Genomic DNA, 17398 nt, shown 5'->3' on the forward strand with positions numbered 1-17398 from the left:
CCCTCGACCGACCCACCCCTCCGGGAGCTGCCGATGTCCTCCTCCGCCACCCCTGCCGCCGGGCTCTCCGACGCCGCCCGTCGCCCGGTCCGCCGCGCGCTCGTCAGCGTCTACGACAAGACCGGCCTGACCGAGCTGGCGGCCGCCCTGCACGCCGCGGGCGTCGAGATCGTGTCGACCGGCTCGACGGCGTCGACGGTCGCCGCCACGGGCGTGCCCGTCACGCGCGTCGAGGACCTCACCGGGTTCCCGGAGTGCCTCGACGGCCGGGTCAAGACGCTGCACCCCCGCGTGCACGCCGGGATCCTCGCCGACACGCGGCTGCCGGAGCACCTCGCGCAGCTCGAGGACCTGGGTGTCGCGCCGTTCGAGCTGGTCGTCGTCAACCTGTACCCGTTCACCGCGACGGTCGCCTCGGGTGCGTCGCCCGACGAGTGCGTCGAGCAGATCGACATCGGCGGGCCGTCGATGGTGCGCGCCGCGGCCAAGAACCACCCGAGCGTGGCCGTCGTCGTCGACCCCGCGCGGTACGCCGACGTCGCGGCGGCCGTCGCCGCGGGTGGCTTCACGCTCGCCGAGCGCCGCGCGCTGGCCGCGCAGGCGTTCGCGCACACGGCCGCCTACGACGTCGCCGTCGCGGGCTGGTTCGCGACCGACTACGCGCCGGGCGAGGACGCGTTCCCCGCGTTCACGGGTGCCACCTGGACGCGGTCGGACGTGCTGCGCTACGGCGAGAACCCCCACCAGGCGGCCGCGCTGTACGTGACCGCGGACGGCGCTGCGGGTCGCGGGCTCGCGGGTGCGCGCCAGCTGCACGGCAAGCAGATGAGCTACAACAACTACGTCGACGCGGACGCGGCGTGGCGCGCGGCGCACGACCACCACGCCCCGGCCGTGGCGATCATCAAGCACGCCAACCCGTGCGGGATCGCGGTCGGCGCCGACGTCGCCGACGCGCACGCCAAGGCCCACGCGTGCGACCCCGTGTCGGCGTTCGGGGGCGTCATCGCGACCAACCGCACGCTCACGGCGGCCGCAGCGGAGCAGATCGCCCCGGTGTTCACCGAGGTCGTCGTCGCGCCCGACTTCGAGCCGGAGGCGGTCGAGGTCCTGACGCGCAAGAAGAACGTGCGGCTGCTGCAGGTCACGCCGCTCGGTGCCGCGGCCGTCGAGCAGCGCCCGCTGACCGGCGGCCTGCTCGTGCAGCAGGTGGACCGGGTGGACGCGCCCGGCGACGACCCGACCACGTGGACCCTCGCCGCCGGCGACGCCGCCGACGACGCCACCCTCGCGGACCTCGTGTTCGCCTGGCGGGCCGTGCGCGCCGTGAAGTCGAACGCCATCCTGCTCGCCGCAGACGGTGCGTCCGTCGGCGTCGGCATGGGCCAGGTCAACCGCGTCGACTCCTGCCGCCTGGCCGTCGAGCGCGCCAACACGGGCGACGTCGAGCGCGCGCGCGGCGCCGTCGCGGCGTCCGACGCGTTCTTCCCGTTCGCCGACGGGCTGCAGGTCCTGCTCGACGCGGGCGTGCGCGCGGTCGTGCAGCCGGGCGGCTCGGTGCGCGACGAGGAGGTCGTCGCGGCGGCGCAGGCCGCGGGCGTCACGCTGTACCTCACGGGCACGCGCCACTTCGCGCACTGACGCGACCGGGCCCGGGGCGCCGCCGCGCGCCCCGGGCCCGCACCAGTCGCACGCGGGGCCCGCATCAGTCGCACGCGAGGCCTCAGCGTCGCTCGGGGGTCAGGCGAGGGCCGCCTCGCGCAGGGCCCGGCCGGCGTCGCGCGCGAGCCCGCGGTCGAGACGAGGGAGCGCGGCACCGGCGAACAGCCGGCGGGCCGCCCCGACGTCGCGCGGGCGGTCGACCGTGAGGACGGCGGTGCACGTGCCGGTGCCCGGCCGGAACCACAGCGCGGTCCACCCGGCGTCGTCGGCGGGGTCGCCGCGCAGCTCCACGTCGTCGGCGGCGCCGGGGAGGCCGAACAGGGCCAGCTCGTGGCCGAGCTGCGTGGAGAACACGTAGGGCGCGACGTCCTCGGCCGGTGCCGGGTCCCCGACCAGGTCTGCGGCCAGCGCCGCGGGCGTGCGCAACGCGCCGTCCCAGTGCCCGCCGGGCACCCAGCCGTGCCGGGCCGACCGCCGCAGCGCGACGTCGCCGACCGCGCGCACGTGCCGAGGTGCGCCCACGACGGCGAGCGACGCGTCGACCCGCAGCGACCCGTCGGGCTCACGGGGCAGGGCGTCGCCGAGCCACGCCGTCGCCGGGCGGGCACCGACCGCGGCGAGCACGGCGTCGGCGGCGAGCACCGTGCCGTCGGCGAGCCGGACCGCGTCGGGCCGGACCTCGACGACCTGCGCCCCCGTGACGAGCCGGACCCCGGCCCGGGCGTACCAGGGGACCGTGAGCGCGCCGACCGCGGTTCCGAGCGCCACGGAGAGCGGCGACGCGGCGGCCTCGACGACGGTGACCTCGCCACCGGCCGCCGCGACGACACCCGCGACCTCCGCGCCGATCCAGCCGGCACCCACGACGACCAGCCGGCGCCCGGGCCCGACGGTGGCGCGCAGCCGGTCGGCGTCCGCAGCGGTGTGCAGCGTGAGCGCGGCCTCCCACCCGGCGGGCCGCACGGCGCGGGCTCCGCTGGCGACGACGACCGCGTCCGCGGTCACCTCCCCGGTGTCCGTCCCCACCGCGACACCCGCGGCGTCGACGCGCAGACCACGCGCCGGCCGGTCGAGGTGCACCTCGTCGGCGAGGACGGTCACGTCGGTGCCGATCTCGTCCGTCAGCCACGTCGGGCCGGGCCGGTCGAGCAGGTGCTTGGACAGCGGCGGGCGGTCGTAGGGGGCCACCCCCTCGGCGCCGAGGACGACGACGCGGCCGTCGAACCCCCGCTCGCGCAGCGCCGCGACGGTCTGGGTGGCGGCCAGGCCGGCGCCGACGACGACGACGTCGCGCGGCACGGGGGCGGCTGCGCGGACCGGTGGCGGTGTGACGTGCGGCTGGTCGTCCGAGGAGGTCCTGGTCGTCACCCGCGCAACGGTAGTCTCCCGTCGGGAGGCGATCGATCGATGGTGCAGGAGCGGGTCATGGGGCACGAGGTCCCGAAGCCGGTGCAACCGGTCCCTCCCGCCGACCCTCCGGTCCCGTCGACGGGCCCGATCCCGGTCGAGGAGGCGCCGCTCGACCCGCGCGCCATCGCCCGGGCCTCGCTCGACGCCGCGCGCAACGCGTCCCTGTGGTGGACGGCCGGCGGTGTGCTGCTGACCCTGCTCGTCGCGTTCGCGACGGGCGCGCGCGCCGGTGCGTACACCCTCGCGGCAGTCCTCGCGGTGTGCGGCGTCGTGCGGGCCGTGCGGCCGTCGCCGGGGCCGGTCGCCGTCTCGGTGCGGGCCAAGCCGCTCGACCTGCTGCTGCTGTTCGGCGCGGCGGCGTCCATCGGCTTCCTCGCGCACGTCCTGCCCGGAGCGGGCTGACGGAGCGACGCCCCGGGCCCGCCCGCTCGGCGGTCGCGGGTGCGACGGCCGGGGGCGGACGCCGGGGCGTCGGGGTGGTGCTCAGGCGCCGCGGTGCTCCTCGACCACGAGCGTGTCCTGCGTCGTGACGTACAGGTCGTCCTCCTCGAGCAGGTTGTCCTCGACCGGCTCGGCGGCGAACGCGCGGTAGACGAGCGCCGCGATCGCCGCGCCGAGCAGGGGTGCCGCCCAGAACAGCCACATCTGGCTCCACGCCCAGCCCTCGGCGAAGATCGCCGCCGCGAACGACCGTGCCGGGTTCAGGGAGCCGTTGGTGACGGGTGTGGCGACGAGGAGCAGCGCGGCGAGCGCGAGGCCGATCGCCACCGGGGCGGGCGCCTTCGCCCGGCGGTCCGTGGCGCCGAGGATGATGCCGACGAGCACCGCGGTGGCGACGAGCTCGACGAGGCCCGCGCCGATCCAGGAGAAGCCCTCGCCGGTCTGCGCGGCGATCGGCGAGTGCTCGCCGAACCCGTTCGCGGCCGACGAGAAGAACTGACGCTCCTGGCCCGTGAGGGCGGGCAGCGTGGTCGCGACGACGAACAGCACCGCCGCGGCCGCCGCCGCCCCGAGGAGCTGCGCGAGCCAGTACGGCAGCACGTCCTTCCACGAGGTCCGGCCTGCGAGCGCCGCCCCGAAGGTCACGGCCGGGTTGAAGTGCCCGCCGGAGACGTGCCCGACGGCGGACAGCGCCGCGAGCAGCGCGACACCGAACGCGAGCGCCACGGCGAGCGCCCCTGCGCCCGTGGCGCCGGCATACAGGGCCGTGCCGATGCCGGCGAGCACCAGCACGAACGTCCCGAACGCCTCGGCGCCGAAGCGCGACAGGAGCCCGGGTCCGGCCGCGACGAGCGTGCCCGCGGGCACGACGTAGGCGTCGAGGTCGTCGTCCGCGGGTGCGGGGGCGGGTGCGGGCGGCGGCGGCGTCACGGGGGCCTGCTTCGCGAGCGACGGCGCGGGAGCGGCCTCCGGGGACGGCGCGGCGGCGGCGTCGGCGCTCGCGGCGGCGGCGGCCCCCGGCGCGGGGTCCGCGGCCCGGGGCGCGTCGGCGGGCTGGTCGGGGGTGTCGTGGGACATGGGGGTCCGATCGTGTGAGCGGGTCCGCGGGCGCCGTGCACGTGCGGGCTCGTCACCCGTCCGCCGCGCCGTTGCTGATGGGGGCCAGCATGCCAGCGAAGTGTGAGCGGGGGCACCGAGACGGGACACCGTCCGGTCCCCGAGATGTCTTGACGTCGAGTAATCTTGTCCGCGGAAACGCCGGCCGTCGCGCGCTGAGCGGGCGGCGCGGCCCCTGGGCCTTCACGGGCCCGTCCCCACGGCACAGGAGACCCCCGCATGGCGAAGATCAAGGTCGTCGGCCCGGTCGTCGAGCTCGACGGCGACGAGATGACGCGCATCATCTGGCAGTTCATCAAGGACCGCCTGATCCACCCGTACCTCGACATCGACCTGCGGTACTACGACCTGTCGATCCAGAACCGCGACGCCACCGACGACCAGGTGACGATCGACGCGGCGCACGCCATCAAGGAGCACGGCGTCGGCGTGAAGTGCGCGACGATCACGCCCGACGAGGCGCGCGTCGAGGAGTTCGGCCTGAAGAAGATGTGGGTCTCGCCGAACGGCACGATCCGCAACATCCTCGGCGGCGTCGTGTTCCGCGAGCCGATCATCATCAGCAACATCCCGCGCCTGGTCCCGGGCTGGAACAAGCCGATCATCATCGGCCGTCACGCCCACGGCGACCAGTACAAGGCGACGAACTTCAAGGTCGCCGGCGCCGGCACGCTGACGCTGACCTTCACGCCGGCCGACGGCTCCGAGCCGATCCAGCAGCAGGTCGTGACCTACCCGGAGACGGGTGGCGTCGCGATGGGCATGTACAACTTCAACGAGTCGATCCGCGACTTCGCGCGCGCCTCGTTCGCGTACGGCCTGCAGCGCGGCTACCCGGTGTACCTGTCGACGAAGAACACGATCCTCAAGGCCTACGACGGCCAGTTCAAGGACATCTTCCAGGAGGTGTTCGACGAGGAGTTCGCGGCCGCGTTCGCCGAGAAGGGCCTCACCTACGAGCACCGCCTCATCGACGACACGGTCGCCGCGGCCATGAAGTGGGAGGGCGGCTACGTCTGGGCGTGCAAGAACTACGACGGCGACGTGCAGTCCGACACCGTCGCGCAGGGGTTCGGCTCGCTCGGCCTCATGACGTCGGTCCTCATGACGCCCGACGGCAAGACCGTCGAGGCCGAGGCGGCGCACGGCACGGTCACGCGCCACTACCGCCAGCACCAGCAGGGCAAGCCGACGTCGACCAACCCGATCGCGTCGATCTTCGCCTGGACCGGCGGCCTCAAGCACCGGGGCAAGCTCGACGGCACCCCCGAGGTCACGCAGTTCGCGGAGACCCTCGAGGACGTCGTCATCACGACCGTCGAGAGCGGCAAGATGACGAAGGACCTCGCGGCGCTCATCGGCCCCGAGCAGCCGTGGCTGACGACCGAGGAGTTCCTCGCCGCGCTCGACGAGAACCTCGCCGCGCGCCTGGCCTGAGCCCCACCGACGGCGCCCGCTCCCTCCCGGGACGGGCGCCGTCGGCGTTCCCGGCGGACGCCGACGCGATAGCGTGCGGGTGCGCACCTGCACCGTCAACGAGGAGGCCGCCGTGCCCGTCAGCCAGCCTGTCAACGTGACCGTCACGGGAGCCGCCGGCCAGATCGGGTACGCGTTGCTGTTCCGCGTCGCGTCGGGCCAGCTGCTCGGACCGGACACGCCGGTGCGGCTGCGGCTGCTCGAGGTCCCGCAGGCCGTGAAGGCCGCCGAGGGCACCGCGATGGAGCTCGACGACTGCGCGTTCCCGCTGCTCGCGGGCATCGACATCCACGACGACGCGACCGCCGCGTTCGACGGCACGAACGTGGCGCTGCTCGTCGGCGCCCGCCCCCGCACCGCGGGCATGGAGCGCGGCGACCTGCTCAGCGCGAACGGCGGGATCTTCGGCCCGCAGGGCGCCGCGATCAACGCGGGAGCCGCGTCCGACGTGCGCGTCCTCGTCGTGGGCAACCCGGCCAACACGAACGCGTGGATCGCGGCGCAGCACGCGCCCGACGTCCCGGCGGACCGGTTCACCGCGATGACGCGGCTCGACCACAACCGGGCGCTCGCGCAGCTCGCGGCACGGACCCGCTCGACGGTGAGCGACATCCAGCGCCTCGCCATCTGGGGCAACCACTCCGCGACGCAGTACCCGGACCTCACGCACGCGACGATCTCCGGACGCCCGGCGCTCGAGGTCGTCGACGACGAGGCGTGGGTGCGGGACACGTTCATCCCGACGGTCGCCAAGCGCGGTGCGGCGATCATCGAGGCGCGCGGTGCGTCGTCGGCCGCGTCGGCGGCGAACGCCGCGATCGACCACGTGCACACCTGGGTGCACGGCACCCCCGAGGGCGACTGGACGTCGGCGGGCGTCGTGTCCGACGGCTCCTACGGCGTGCCCGAGGGGCTCGTGTCGTCGTTCCCGGTGACGTCCTCGGGCGGCGAGTGGCGGATCGTGCCGGACCTCGACGTCGACGACTTCTCCCGCGAGCGGATCGACGCCTCCGTCGCGGAGCTCGTCGAGGAGCGCGAGGCGGTCCGCGCGCTGGGGCTCGTCTGACGCCGGCGTCCTCCGGCGGCTCGCGTCGTCGAGGCTGCGAGCAGGCGCGACGCTTCCACGGGCCGCTGTCGGTGACCGCTACGGTGCAGGCGTGCCTCTCACAGCCACCCGCCCGTCCGCACACGACCGGACCGACGGGGCGTCCCGCACGCCTGCCGGTGGTGCCGCGACGTCCGTTCCGCGGTGGGGGATCGGTGCCTCGGCCGTGCTCGCGGTCCTCCTCGCGACGGCCGGCTGCGCGGTGCAGGGTGTCGATCCCGAGACACTGCCGGGCGAGTACGTCGCGGTCGACGGGGAGGGCGGCCTGACGCTGCGGCCGGACGGGGGGTTCGACGCCGTCGACGTGCCGGTGGACGTGCTCGGCGACGTCACGGACGCGGACGTGGTCGACCTCGCGGGGACGTGGGAGTACCTGGACATGAGCGCGTCCGACGTCGTGTACCTGTCGGTCGACGACGTGGCCGGCGGGACCTCCCGTGTCGGCGGCGTGCAGCTGTACGTCGCCCCCAGCGGGTCGGTGTACTTCCACCCGGACCCCGACAGCGGGCACAAGGTCTTCTACGAGCGCGCCGAGTGACGCCGCACGGGCGCGCGGGGCTGACGTGGTGCCCGGCGGGGCGCCGGGAGGGGGCGGGGGCGTGCGTGTCGCGATCCGGGTGAGGCCGGGGGCGTCGCGGACCCGCGTGGGCGGGCTGCACGGGGACCGGCTGGTGGTGGCCGTGCAGGCGCGGGCGGTCGACGGCGCGGCGACGGAGGCGGCGCTCGCCGCGCTGGCGGACGCGCTCGGGGTGCGACGTCGCCACGTGTCGCTCGTGTCGGGCGCGACGAGCCGGGACAAGGTCGCGGAGGTCGACGACGCCGTCGTGACGCAGGACGTGCGCGGCCGGGTCGCGGAGCTGCTGGTCCCGCACTGAGGCGAGCCGCGCGGCCCGGTCGGGAGCGGGAGGTCGTCGGCGTCGCCGGGCGGGGACGTCGTCGGCGTGCTGGACTGGGCGTCGGGATGTCCGGTTGGCGAACGCTCCTCCGATACGCCCGAAACCCTTGCTGCAACTTGCTGCAAGGAAGTACGGTCGGCGACGTCCCGCCACACCGCTGTGCCGGGTCGACGAAGGAGTCGCCATGTCGCGCCGCCCCCTTGCCCCTGCGGGAGGACCCGCCCCGACCGGACGACGGCTCACCGCCGGGCTCACCGCCCTCGCGGTCGGAGCCGGGCTCGTCGGCACCGCCGCCCTCGCCGCGGCGACCGCGCCGCCCGCCGCCGCCGTCGCGACCACAGCCGCCCTCGTCGGCAGCCTGCAGTCGGAGCTCGGCTGCGCCGGCGACTGGGCACCCGACTGCGCCGCCACGGAGCTCGCCCCGACGGGCGACGGCCGGTTCACGGCCGACTTCGAGGTCCCCGCGGGCGCCTGGGAGTACAAGGTCGCGCTCAACGACGCGTGGGACGAGTCGTACGGCGTCGACGGCTCGGGCGACAACAGCCCGCTCGTCCTCGCCGGACCCACCACGCTGCGCGTCACGTACGACGACGCGACGCACCGCACCTCGGTCACGCCGCTCGGGCTGGGCGGCGGCTACACCGACGCCGACGCGGCGCTCGTCGCGGAGCCCGTCCGCGACCCGGGCGCGGGCAAGAGCTTCTACTTCGTCATGACGGACCGGTTCGCCAACGCGGACCCGTCGAACGACACCGGCGGGCTCACGGGCGACCGCCTCACGACGGGTCTCGACCCGACCGACAAGGGCTTCTACCACGGCGGCGACATCGCCGGTCTGCGCGAGCGGCTCGACTACGTCGAAGGGCTCGGCACGTCGGCGATCTGGCTGACGCCGTCCTTCAAGAACAACCCGGTGCAGGGGACCGGCGCGGACGCGTCCGCCGGGTACCACGGGTACTGGATCACCGACTTCACGCAGATCGACCCGCACCTCGGCACGAACGCCGAGCTCGAGGCCCTCATCGACGAGGCCCACGCCCGCGGGATCGACGTGTACTTCGACATCATCACGAACCACACGGCGGACGTCATCGACTACGCCGAGGGCACGTACGGCTACGTCGACCAGGCCACGGACCCGTACCGGGCGGCCGACGGCACGCCGTTCGACCCGGGCGACTACGCCGGTACCGGTGACTTCCCCGCGCTCGACCCCGCGACGTCGTTCCCGTACACGCCGGTGGTCGACCCGGCCGACGCGGACGTCAAGGTCCCGGCCTGGCTCAACGACCCGACGCTGTACCACAACCGCGGCAACTCGACGTGGACGGGCGAGTCCGTCACGTACGGCGACTTCTCGGGCCTCGACGACCTCATGACCGAGCACCCGACCGTGGTGGACGGGTTCGAGGACGTCTACGAGGCGTGGGTGGACCTCGGCATCGACGGGTTCCGCATCGACACCGCGAAGCACGTGAACTTCGAGTTCTGGCAGGAGTGGGCCACCGCGATCGGCGAGCACGCCGCGTCGGTCGGCAACCCCGACTTCTTCATGTTCGGCGAGGTGTACGACGCCGACCCGGCGAAGCTGTCGCCGTACGTGCGCCGGACCGACATGAACGCGGTCCTCGACTTCACGTTCCAGTCGGCCGCCGCGGGGTACGCGGGCGGCTCCTCGTCGGCCGAGGCGCTGTCGACCCTGTTCGCGGGCGACGACTACTACACGACCCCGACGTCGAACGCGCAGGCGCTGCCGACGTTCCTCGGCAACCACGACATGGGCCGCATCGGCTACTTCGTCAAGAACGCGAGCGACCCGCAGGCGCGCTCGCAGCTCGCCCACGCGCTCATGTACCTGACGCGTGGGCAGCCGGTCGTCTACTACGGCGACGAGCAGGGTTTCGTCGGTGACGGCTCGCTCAACGGCACGGACAAGGACGCGCGCCAGTCGCTGTTCGCGACGCAGGTCGACGAGTACGCCGACCAGGCGCTGCTCGACGGCACGACCGCCGGTGCGGTCGACCGCTACGACACCGACACGGTGCTCTACCGGACCATCGCGGACCTCGCAGCGCTGCGCGCCGAGACGCCCGCGCTGCGCACGGGTGCGCAGATCGAGCGCTACTCCGACGGCGGCGTCTACGCGTTCTCGCGCGTCGACGCGTCGGAGAAGGTCGAGCACCTCGTCGCGCTCAACAACGGCACGGCGCCGGCGACGGTCACGGTCGACACGCTCACCCCGGGCGCGACGTTCACCGGCCTCTACGGCACGACCGGCACGGTCACGGCCGCGGCCGACGGCACGGTGCCGCTCACGATCCCCGCGCTGTCGGCGGTCGTGCTGCGCGCCGGGACGACGGTCGGCGCCCCGGCCACCGCTGGTCCGATCACTGTCGACGTGCCCGGTGCGGGTGCGGCCGTGAGCGGCGTCGCTCCCGTCGGCGCCGACGTCGCGGACGACATGTGGAGCCAGACGTCGTTCGCCTACCGCGTCGTGGGTGACACCGGCTGGACCGCGCTCGGGACGTCCGAGACGACCAGCCCGCGCGTCTACCACGACGTCACGGACCTCGACCGCGGCACGCTCGTCGAGTACCGCGCGGTCACGGTCGACGCGGCCGGCCACCGGTCGGCGGCCTCGACGTTCGGCAGCGTCGGCATCCGCGTCGACGGCGACGTGGACGAGGGCCCCGACCCGGGCGACCTCGTCGTGTCGGTGCCGGGCAGCCACAACAGCGAGATGGGCTGCGCAGGCGACTGGGCACCGGCGTGCGAGACCGCGCGCCTGACCTACCGGGCCGACGGCGTCTACGCGGGCACGTTCACGCTGCCCGCCGGCTCGTACGAGTACAAGGTCGCCATCGGCGGCTCCTGGACCGAGAACTACGGCGCGGGTGGAGTGCGCGACGGTGCGAACGTCACGTACACGCTGGCGGCGCCGACCGCCGTGACCTTCTACTACGACCCGGTCACGCACTGGTTCACGTCGACCGCGCAGGGCCCGGTCCTCACGGTCCCGGGCTCGCACAACTCCGAGCTGGGCTGCGCGGCCGACTGGTCGCCCGACTGCCTGAGGACGTGGCTGCAGGACCCGGACGGCGACGGCACCTACACGTTCACGACGGACAAGATCCCCGCGGGCGCGTACGAGGCCAAGGTCGCGCACGGCCTGTCGTGGGACGAGAACTACGGCGCGGGCGGCGCCCCGGGCGGCGCGAACATCCCGTTCACCGTGCCCGGCGGCAAGCCCGTGACGTTCTCCTACGTCCTCGCGACGCACGTCCTCACGGTCGAGGTCACCGACCCGCCGCTGCCCGGCACGGGCGAGGAGCGGGCGCAGTGGATCGACGCGGAGACGATCGCGTGGCCCGCCGAGTGGGCGACCGACCCGGCGGCCTCGACGTGGCACCTGCACGGTGCGCCGGACGGCTCGCTCGGCGTGACCGACGGGGCGGTGACCGGCGCGACGACGACCGTCGACCTCACCTACGACCCCGACGGGCTCAGCGACGCGCAGCTCGAACGCTTCCCGGCGCTCGCGGGCTACCTCGCGCTGCGGGTCGACGCGTCGGCCGACGACGCTCGCGAGCTGCTGCGCGGCGAGCTGCTCGTCACCCAGGAGGCGGCGGACGGCGCGCTCCAGGCGGCGACCGGTGTGCAGGTCCCGGGCGTGCTCGACGACCTGTACGCCGACGACGCGTCCGACCGGGCGCTGGGCACCACGTGGCGCAAGGGCGTCCCGACGCTCGCGCTGTGGGCGCCGACGGCCCAGGACGTGCACCTGCTGCTCTGGCCGGCGAACCGGTCCGGTGCGGTGGACACCTCCGCAGAGCCGCAGCGCGTCGCGGCGGAGCTCCAGGACGACGGCACGTGGACCGTCGCCGGGAAGAAGTCGTGGAAGGGCGCGGCCTACCTGTGGGAGGTCACGGTGTACGCCCCGACGACGGACGCCGTCGAGGTCAACCGGGTGACCGACCCGTACTCGGTCGCGCTCACCCTCGACAGCACGCACTCGGTGCTGGTCGACCTGGCGGACAAGGAGTACCGCCCGAAGCAGTGGGAGAAGGCGAAGCAGCCCGTCGTGCGGCCCGTCGACCAGACGATCTACGAGCTGCACGTCCGCGACTTCTCGATCAGCGACCCGACCGTCCCGGCCGAGAAGCGCGGCACGTACCTCGCGTTCGCGACGGACGGCGCCGGGCGCCAGCACCTGCGCTCGCTCGCCGACGCCGGGCTGACGACCGTGCACCTGCTGCCCACGTTCGACATCGCCACGATCCCCGAGGACCGCGCCGACCAGGCGACGCCGCAGTGCGACCTCGCCGCGTTCCCGCCGGACTCGCCCGAGCAGCAGGCGTGCGTCACCGCGGTGGCCGCGCAGGACGGCTTCAACTGGGGCTACGACCCGCTGCACTGGACGACGCCCGAGGGCTCGTACGCGGTCGACGCCGACGGCGGAGCGCGCGTCGCGGAGTTCCGCACGATGGTGGGGGCGCTGCACGCCGACGGCCTGCAGGTCGTGCTCGACCAGGTGTTCAACCACACCGCGGCGAGCGGCCAGGACCCGAAGTCGGTCCTCGACCGCGTGGTCCCCGGCTACTACCACCGGCTCAACGCGACCGGTGCGGTCGAGACGTCCACGTGCTGCCAGAACGTCGCGACGGAGCACCGCATGGCCGAGAAGATGATGGTCGACTCGGTCGTCACGTGGGCTCGTGACTACAAGGTCGACGGGTTCCGCTTCGACCTCATGGGCCACCACTCGCGCGACACCATGGAGGCGGTCCGCGACGCTCTCGACGGGCTGACGCCGAAGAAGGACGGCGTCGACGGCCGCAAGGTCTACCTGTACGGCGAGGGCTGGAACTTCGGCGAGGTCGCCGACAACCGGCTCTTCTACCAGGCCACGCAGGGGCAGCTCGGCGGGACGGGGATCGGCACGTTCTCCGACCGGCTGCGCGACGCGGTCCGCGGCGGCGGCCCGTTCGACGAGAACCCGCGCATCCAGGGCTTCGGCTCGGGGGCGTACACCGACCCGAACGGCGACCCGGTCAACGGCACCGAGGCCGAGCAGCTCGCTCGTGTCCAGCACGCGGCCGACCTGGTGCGGCTCGGCATGGCCGGCAACCTGCGGGACTACGCGTTCCTCACCTCGGCGGGGGAGGTCCAGGCGGGAGACGAGCTGGACTACAACGGCCAGCCGGCGGGCTACGCGGACTCGCCGGAGGAGGTCGTCACCTACGTCGACGCGCACGACAACGAGACGCTGTTCGACGCGCTGACGTACAAGCTCCCGCAGTCGACGACCATGGCGGACCGCGTGCGGATGAACACCGTCGCGCTGTCCACCACGGCGCTGGCGCAGACGCCGAGCTTCTGGCACGCGGGCGCCGACCTGCTGCGCAGCAAGTCGCTCGACCGCAACTCCTACGACTCGGGCGACTGGTTCAACCTGTTCGACCCGTCGATGCAGGACAACGGCTTCGGTCGCGGCCTGCCGCCGCGGCCCGACAACGAGGCCAAGTGGGCGTTCCAGCAGCCGCTGCTCGCCGACCCGGCCCTCAAGCCCGCGCCGGCGGACATCGCGGCGGCCTCGGCGGCCGCGGAGGACCTGCTCCGTCTGCGGTTCTCGACGCCCCTGTTCCGGCTCGGCTCCGCCGACCTCATCGAGCGGAAGGTGACGTTCCCGGGCTCCGGCCCCGACGCCGACCCGGGCGTGGTCGTCATGCACGTGGCCGACGAGGGCGGCTGGAACCGGGAGACGCGGCGTTGGGACCGCGACGTCGACCGGAAGCTCGACGGGCTGCTCGTGGTCGTCAACGCCTCCGACGAGGCGACGACGCAGACGATCCCGGCGCTCGCGGGCGACCGGTACACGCTCTCGACGGTGCAGGCGCGGGGCGGCGACTCGGTGGTCAAGGCGACGACGTGGGACCGGTCGACGGGCGCCGTGACGGTGCCAGCCCGTACGGTGGCAGTGCTCGTCGAGAAGGACACGACCGGCTCGCACCACCCGTCCCACTGGTGGGACGGCGTGCGGGACTGGTTCGGTGAGGACGGGCCGGGCGCCTCGTGGAGGTGGCTGCTCGGCTGGTTCGGCGGCTGATGTGGTCGCGGGGTGGGGGATCCGCAGCTCCCACCCCGCGCCGCCGCACCGCGAGGGGCCCGCACCGGAGGAGGGGTGCGGGCCCCTTGTCGTGCTCCGAGAGATGCCGAGATGCCCGGAAAGTCACCGTTCCGCGGGAGCGCTACCGCCCAGTAGCATCCGTGTCGCACCAGTCGATGACACCAGTCATTCGTCTACTTACGGAGCTGTGACATGAGACGCATGCGACACACCATCGCCATCGCCGGGCTCGCCACCGCGCTCGCCCTCGTCCCCGCCGCCGGCTGGGCGGCGTCGCCCGACCCCGACGTCGACGCCCCCGGCCCCACCTCCGCGCCCAAGGTCGCGAACGGCGTGCTCGACGCCATGCAGCGCGACCTGGGCATGTCGCGGAGCGCCGCGCAGGACCGCCTCGCGTTCCAGGCCGCCGCCGCGGAGACCGAGCAGACGCTGCAGGCCCGCATCGGCGCCGACTGGGCCGGCGCCTGGCTCGACCCGAAGGCGAACGTCCTGCACGTGGCCGTCACCGACGCCGCCGACGGGCCCGCCGTGCGCGCCGCCGGCGCACGCCCGGTCGTCGCCGCCCACACGCTCGCCGAGCTCGACGGGTGGCGCGCCGGCCTCGACGCCGCCCTCACGCCCGTCGCCGCGACCGTCCCGTCCTGGTACGTCGACGTGACCACCAACAGCGTCGTCGTCAACGCCACCGCGGGCGCGGTCGAGCAGGCGCGCTCGCTGGTCGCAGCCGCGGGCGTCCCGGCCGACGCCGTCCGTGTCGTCGAGACGACCGAGGCCCCGCGCACGTTCATCGACGTCATCGGGGGCAACGCGTACTACATCGGCGGCGGCCGCTGCTCCGTCGGGTTCGCCGTCACCGGGGGCTTCGTGACCGCCGGGCACTGCGGCCGCACCGGCGCGGCCACGACGAGCCCGTCGGGCACGTTCGCCGGCTCGAGCTTCCCGGGCAACGACTACGCGTGGGTGCGGGTCGCGTCGGGCAACACGCCCGTCGGCGCGGTGAACAACTACAGCGGCGGCACGGTCGCCGTCGCCGGCTCGACCCAGGCCGCCGTCGGTGCGACCGTGTGCCGCTCGGGCTCCACCACCGGCTGGCGGTGCGGCACCATCCAGGCGTTCAACGCGACCGTCAACTACGCCGAGGGCAGCGTCTCCGGCCTCATCCGCACGAACGTGTGCGCCGAGCCCGGCGACTCGGGCGGCTCGCTCGTCGCCGGCAACCAGGCGCAGGGCATGACGTCGGGCGGCTCCGGCAACTGCTCCAGCGGCGGCACCACGTACTTCCAGCCCGTCAACGAGGCGCTCTCCGCCTACGGCCTGACGCTCGTCACCTCCGGCGGCACGACCCCGCCGCCGCCGACCGGCTGCTCGGGCTACGCGCGCACCTACACGGGTTCGCTCAGCACCGGGCGCTCCGCGATCCAGCCGAGCGGCAGCTACGTCACCGTGTCCTCGAGCGGCACGATCCGCCTGTGCCTCGACGGCCCCACCGGCTCCGACTTCGACCTCTACCTGCAGAAGTGGAACGGGTCCTCGTGGGCGTCGGTCGCGTCGGCGACGTCCTCGTCGGCCGACGAGACGATCAGCTACACCGGCACCGCCGGCCAGTACCGGTACGGCGTGTACGCCTACGCGGGCTCCGGCTCCTACACCCTGGGCGCGACCACGCCCTGACCTCCCGGCACGCCGACGGGCCCGTCACCCCTGCGGGGGCGGCGGGCCCGTCGCCGTGCGCCGGACGGGTCGCCTACCGGAAGACGATCGTGCGGTGCCCGTCGAGCAGGACGCGGTGCTCGGCGTGCCAGCGGACGGCCCGCGCCAGCGCCCGGCGCTCGACGTCCTGCCCGAGCGCGACGAGGTCGTCGACCGAGCGCGTGTGGTCGACCCGCTCGACGTCCTGCTCGATGATCGGCCCCTCGTCGAGGTCGCCCGTGACGTAGTGCGCGGTCGCGCCGATGAGCTTGACGCCGCGGTCGTGGGCCTGCGCGTAGGGGCGCGCGCCCTTGAACGACGGCAGGAACGAGTGGTGGATGTTGATGACCCGGCCCGCGAGGCGGCGGCACAGGTCGTCGGACAGGATCTGCATGTAGCGCGCCAGGACGACGAGCTCGACGTCGAGCTCCTCGACGAGCTCCAGCAGCCGTGCCTCGGCCTGCGCCTTGGTCGCGGACGTCACCGGGACGTGGTGGAACGGGATGTCGTAGAACTCGGCGAGCGGCGCGAGCGAGGTGTGGTTGGACACGACGGCGACGAGGTCGACGGGCAGCTTCTCGGAGCGCTGCCGGAACGCGAGGTCGTTGAGGCAGTGCGCCGCGGTCGAGCCCATGACGAGCGTGCGCACGGGCCGGCCGACGACGTCGAGCGACCACGTCATGGCGAACGTGCGGGCGACCGTGCTCATGGCGCCGGCCAGCACCTCGCGCGGCGCGTACGCGGACACCTGGACCCGCATGAAGAACAGCCCCGACAGCGGGTCGCCGAACTGCTGCGACTCGGTGATGTTCCCGCCGTGGTCCGCGAGCACGCCCGCGACGGCCCGCACGATCCCCGGACGGTCGGGGCAGGACAGGGTCAGGACCCAGTGGGTGGGCTCATCTGCATGCTGAGACGCGGCGTCGGACACGACCCTGAGAGTAGTGCGCCCGCGCGAGGGGCTGAGACGATGACGCCATGACGCAGGCCGACCTGGACATCCGCACGGTCTCCCTCGACGACGCGGGCGAGCTCCTCACGCTGCGCCGCGCCGCGTTCGTCACGGAGGCGCAGCAGTACGGGGACCCCCACATCCCGCCGCTGACGCAGACGCTCGACGAGCTCCGCGCCGACCTGACGGCGGACGGCGTCATCACGCTCGGCGCGTGGTCGGGCCACCGCCTCATCGGCTCGATCCGCGTCGTCACCGAGGGCACCAAGGCGACCCTCGGCCGGTTCGCGGTCGCCCCGGACCTGCAGGGCAAGGGGGTGGGCACGCGCCTGCTCATGGCGATCCTGCCGATCCTGCCCGACGGCATCGAAGAGGTCTGGGTCTTCACGGGACGCGACTCGCTGCACAACATCTCGCTGTACGAGAAGCACGGCTACGAGCACCAGCACGACAAGCTCGCGGGCGACCTGACGTATGCGTACCTGCGCAAGATCCTCGGCGACGACGAGCGCGCCGACGCCTGA

Annotated in this window: 12 protein-coding genes; 9 read left to right on the top strand and 3 right to left on the bottom strand. The window is 74.0% G+C overall.

What is annotated here, in order from left to right:
• Positions 1-33 precede the first annotated feature (33 nt).
• On the top strand, positions 34-1641 hold the full coding sequence (purH, locus tag CELF_RS05630) for a bifunctional phosphoribosylaminoimidazolecarboxamide formyltransferase/IMP cyclohydrolase (RefSeq protein ID WP_013770279.1): 1608 nt from the start codon (positions 34-36) through the stop codon (positions 1639-1641).
• 99 nt (positions 1642-1740) lie between these two features.
• Here purH and CELF_RS05635 read toward each other — a convergent pair whose 3' ends face one another.
• Positions 1741-3030, bottom strand: coding sequence for an NAD(P)/FAD-dependent oxidoreductase (locus tag CELF_RS05635; protein ID WP_232014308.1), 1290 nt, complete (start codon positions 3028-3030; stop codon positions 1741-1743).
• 57 nt (positions 3031-3087) lie between these two features.
• Here CELF_RS05635 and CELF_RS05640 point away from each other — a divergent pair, with 57 nt between their 5' ends.
• Entirely contained in the window at positions 3088-3474 is a 387-nt protein-coding gene (locus tag CELF_RS05640) for a DUF3017 domain-containing protein (RefSeq protein ID WP_212758802.1), read from the top strand.
• A gap of 81 nt (positions 3475-3555) precedes the next feature.
• Here CELF_RS05640 and CELF_RS05645 read toward each other — a convergent pair whose 3' ends face one another.
• Positions 3556-4590, bottom strand: coding sequence for an aquaporin (locus CELF_RS05645; protein WP_013770282.1), 1035 nt, complete (start codon positions 4588-4590; stop codon positions 3556-3558).
• A gap of 258 nt (positions 4591-4848) precedes the next feature.
• Here CELF_RS05645 and CELF_RS05650 point away from each other — a divergent pair, with 258 nt between their 5' ends.
• From CELF_RS05650 to CELF_RS05675, 6 genes are all read left to right on the top strand, one after another.
• Complete coding sequence (locus CELF_RS05650) at positions 4849-6066, top strand: NADP-dependent isocitrate dehydrogenase (protein WP_013770283.1); 1218 nt, start codon at positions 4849-4851, stop codon at positions 6064-6066.
• Positions 6067-6145: 79 nt separating this feature from the next.
• The gene (locus CELF_RS05655) at positions 6146-7171 is read left to right on the top strand and encodes a malate dehydrogenase (protein WP_232014309.1); all 1026 of its coding nucleotides are present in this window, start codon (positions 6146-6148) and stop codon (positions 7169-7171) included.
• A gap of 91 nt (positions 7172-7262) precedes the next feature.
• Positions 7263-7748, top strand: coding sequence for a hypothetical protein (locus CELF_RS05660; RefSeq protein ID WP_126297676.1), 486 nt, complete (start codon positions 7263-7265; stop codon positions 7746-7748).
• 61 nt (positions 7749-7809) lie between these two features.
• A complete protein-coding gene (locus CELF_RS05665; RefSeq protein WP_013770286.1) occupies positions 7810-8085 on the top strand; it encodes a DUF167 domain-containing protein in 276 nt (91 codons plus the stop codon).
• A 205-nt stretch (positions 8086-8290) separates the two neighbouring features.
• Positions 8291-14212 (top strand): pullulanase-type alpha-1,6-glucosidase, encoded by a 5922-nt coding sequence (gene pulA / locus CELF_RS05670; RefSeq protein ID WP_013770287.1) that lies wholly within the window; start codon positions 8291-8293, stop codon positions 14210-14212.
• Positions 14213-14425: 213 nt separating this feature from the next.
• A complete protein-coding gene (locus tag CELF_RS05675) occupies positions 14426-15904 on the top strand; it encodes a S1 family peptidase (protein WP_013770288.1) in 1479 nt (492 codons plus the stop codon).
• A 73-nt stretch (positions 15905-15977) separates the two neighbouring features.
• Here the strand turns inward: CELF_RS05675 and purU are convergent, their stop codons facing one another.
• Positions 15978-16853 (bottom strand): formyltetrahydrofolate deformylase, encoded by an 876-nt coding sequence (purU, locus tag CELF_RS05680; RefSeq protein ID WP_013770289.1) that lies wholly within the window; start codon positions 16851-16853, stop codon positions 15978-15980.
• A 47-nt stretch (positions 16854-16900) separates the two neighbouring features.
• Here purU and CELF_RS05685 point away from each other — a divergent pair, with 47 nt between their 5' ends.
• Positions 16901-17398 (top strand): GNAT family N-acetyltransferase, encoded by a 498-nt coding sequence (locus CELF_RS05685; RefSeq protein WP_013770290.1) that lies wholly within the window; start codon positions 16901-16903, stop codon positions 17396-17398.

It is taken from the genome of Cellulomonas fimi ATCC 484, from assembly GCF_000212695.1.
In the GTDB taxonomy this organism is placed as follows: domain Bacteria; phylum Actinomycetota; class Actinomycetes; order Actinomycetales; family Cellulomonadaceae; genus Cellulomonas; species Cellulomonas fimi.

What these genes read in the sequence shown, in the direction of transcription:
- purH (WP_013770279.1), top strand. Translation starts at nt 34, where the DNA reads ATGTCCTCCTCCGCCACCCCTGCCGCCGGGCTCTCCGACGCCGCCCGT.
- CELF_RS05640 (WP_212758802.1), top strand. Translation starts at nt 3,088, where the DNA reads ATGGGGCACGAGGTCCCGAAGCCGGTGCAACCGGTCCCTCCCGCCGAC.
- CELF_RS05645 (WP_013770282.1), bottom strand. Translation starts at nt 4,590, where the DNA reads ATGTCCCACGACACCCCCGACCAGCCCGCCGACGCGCCCCGGGCCGCG.
- CELF_RS05650 (WP_013770283.1), top strand. Translation starts at nt 4,849, where the DNA reads ATGGCGAAGATCAAGGTCGTCGGCCCGGTCGTCGAGCTCGACGGCGAC.
- pulA (WP_013770287.1), top strand. Translation starts at nt 8,291, where the DNA reads ATGTCGCGCCGCCCCCTTGCCCCTGCGGGAGGACCCGCCCCGACCGGA.
- CELF_RS05675 (WP_013770288.1), top strand. Translation starts at nt 14,426, where the DNA reads ATGAGACGCATGCGACACACCATCGCCATCGCCGGGCTCGCCACCGCG.
- CELF_RS05685 (WP_013770290.1), top strand. Translation starts at nt 16,901, where the DNA reads ATGACGCAGGCCGACCTGGACATCCGCACGGTCTCCCTCGACGACGCG.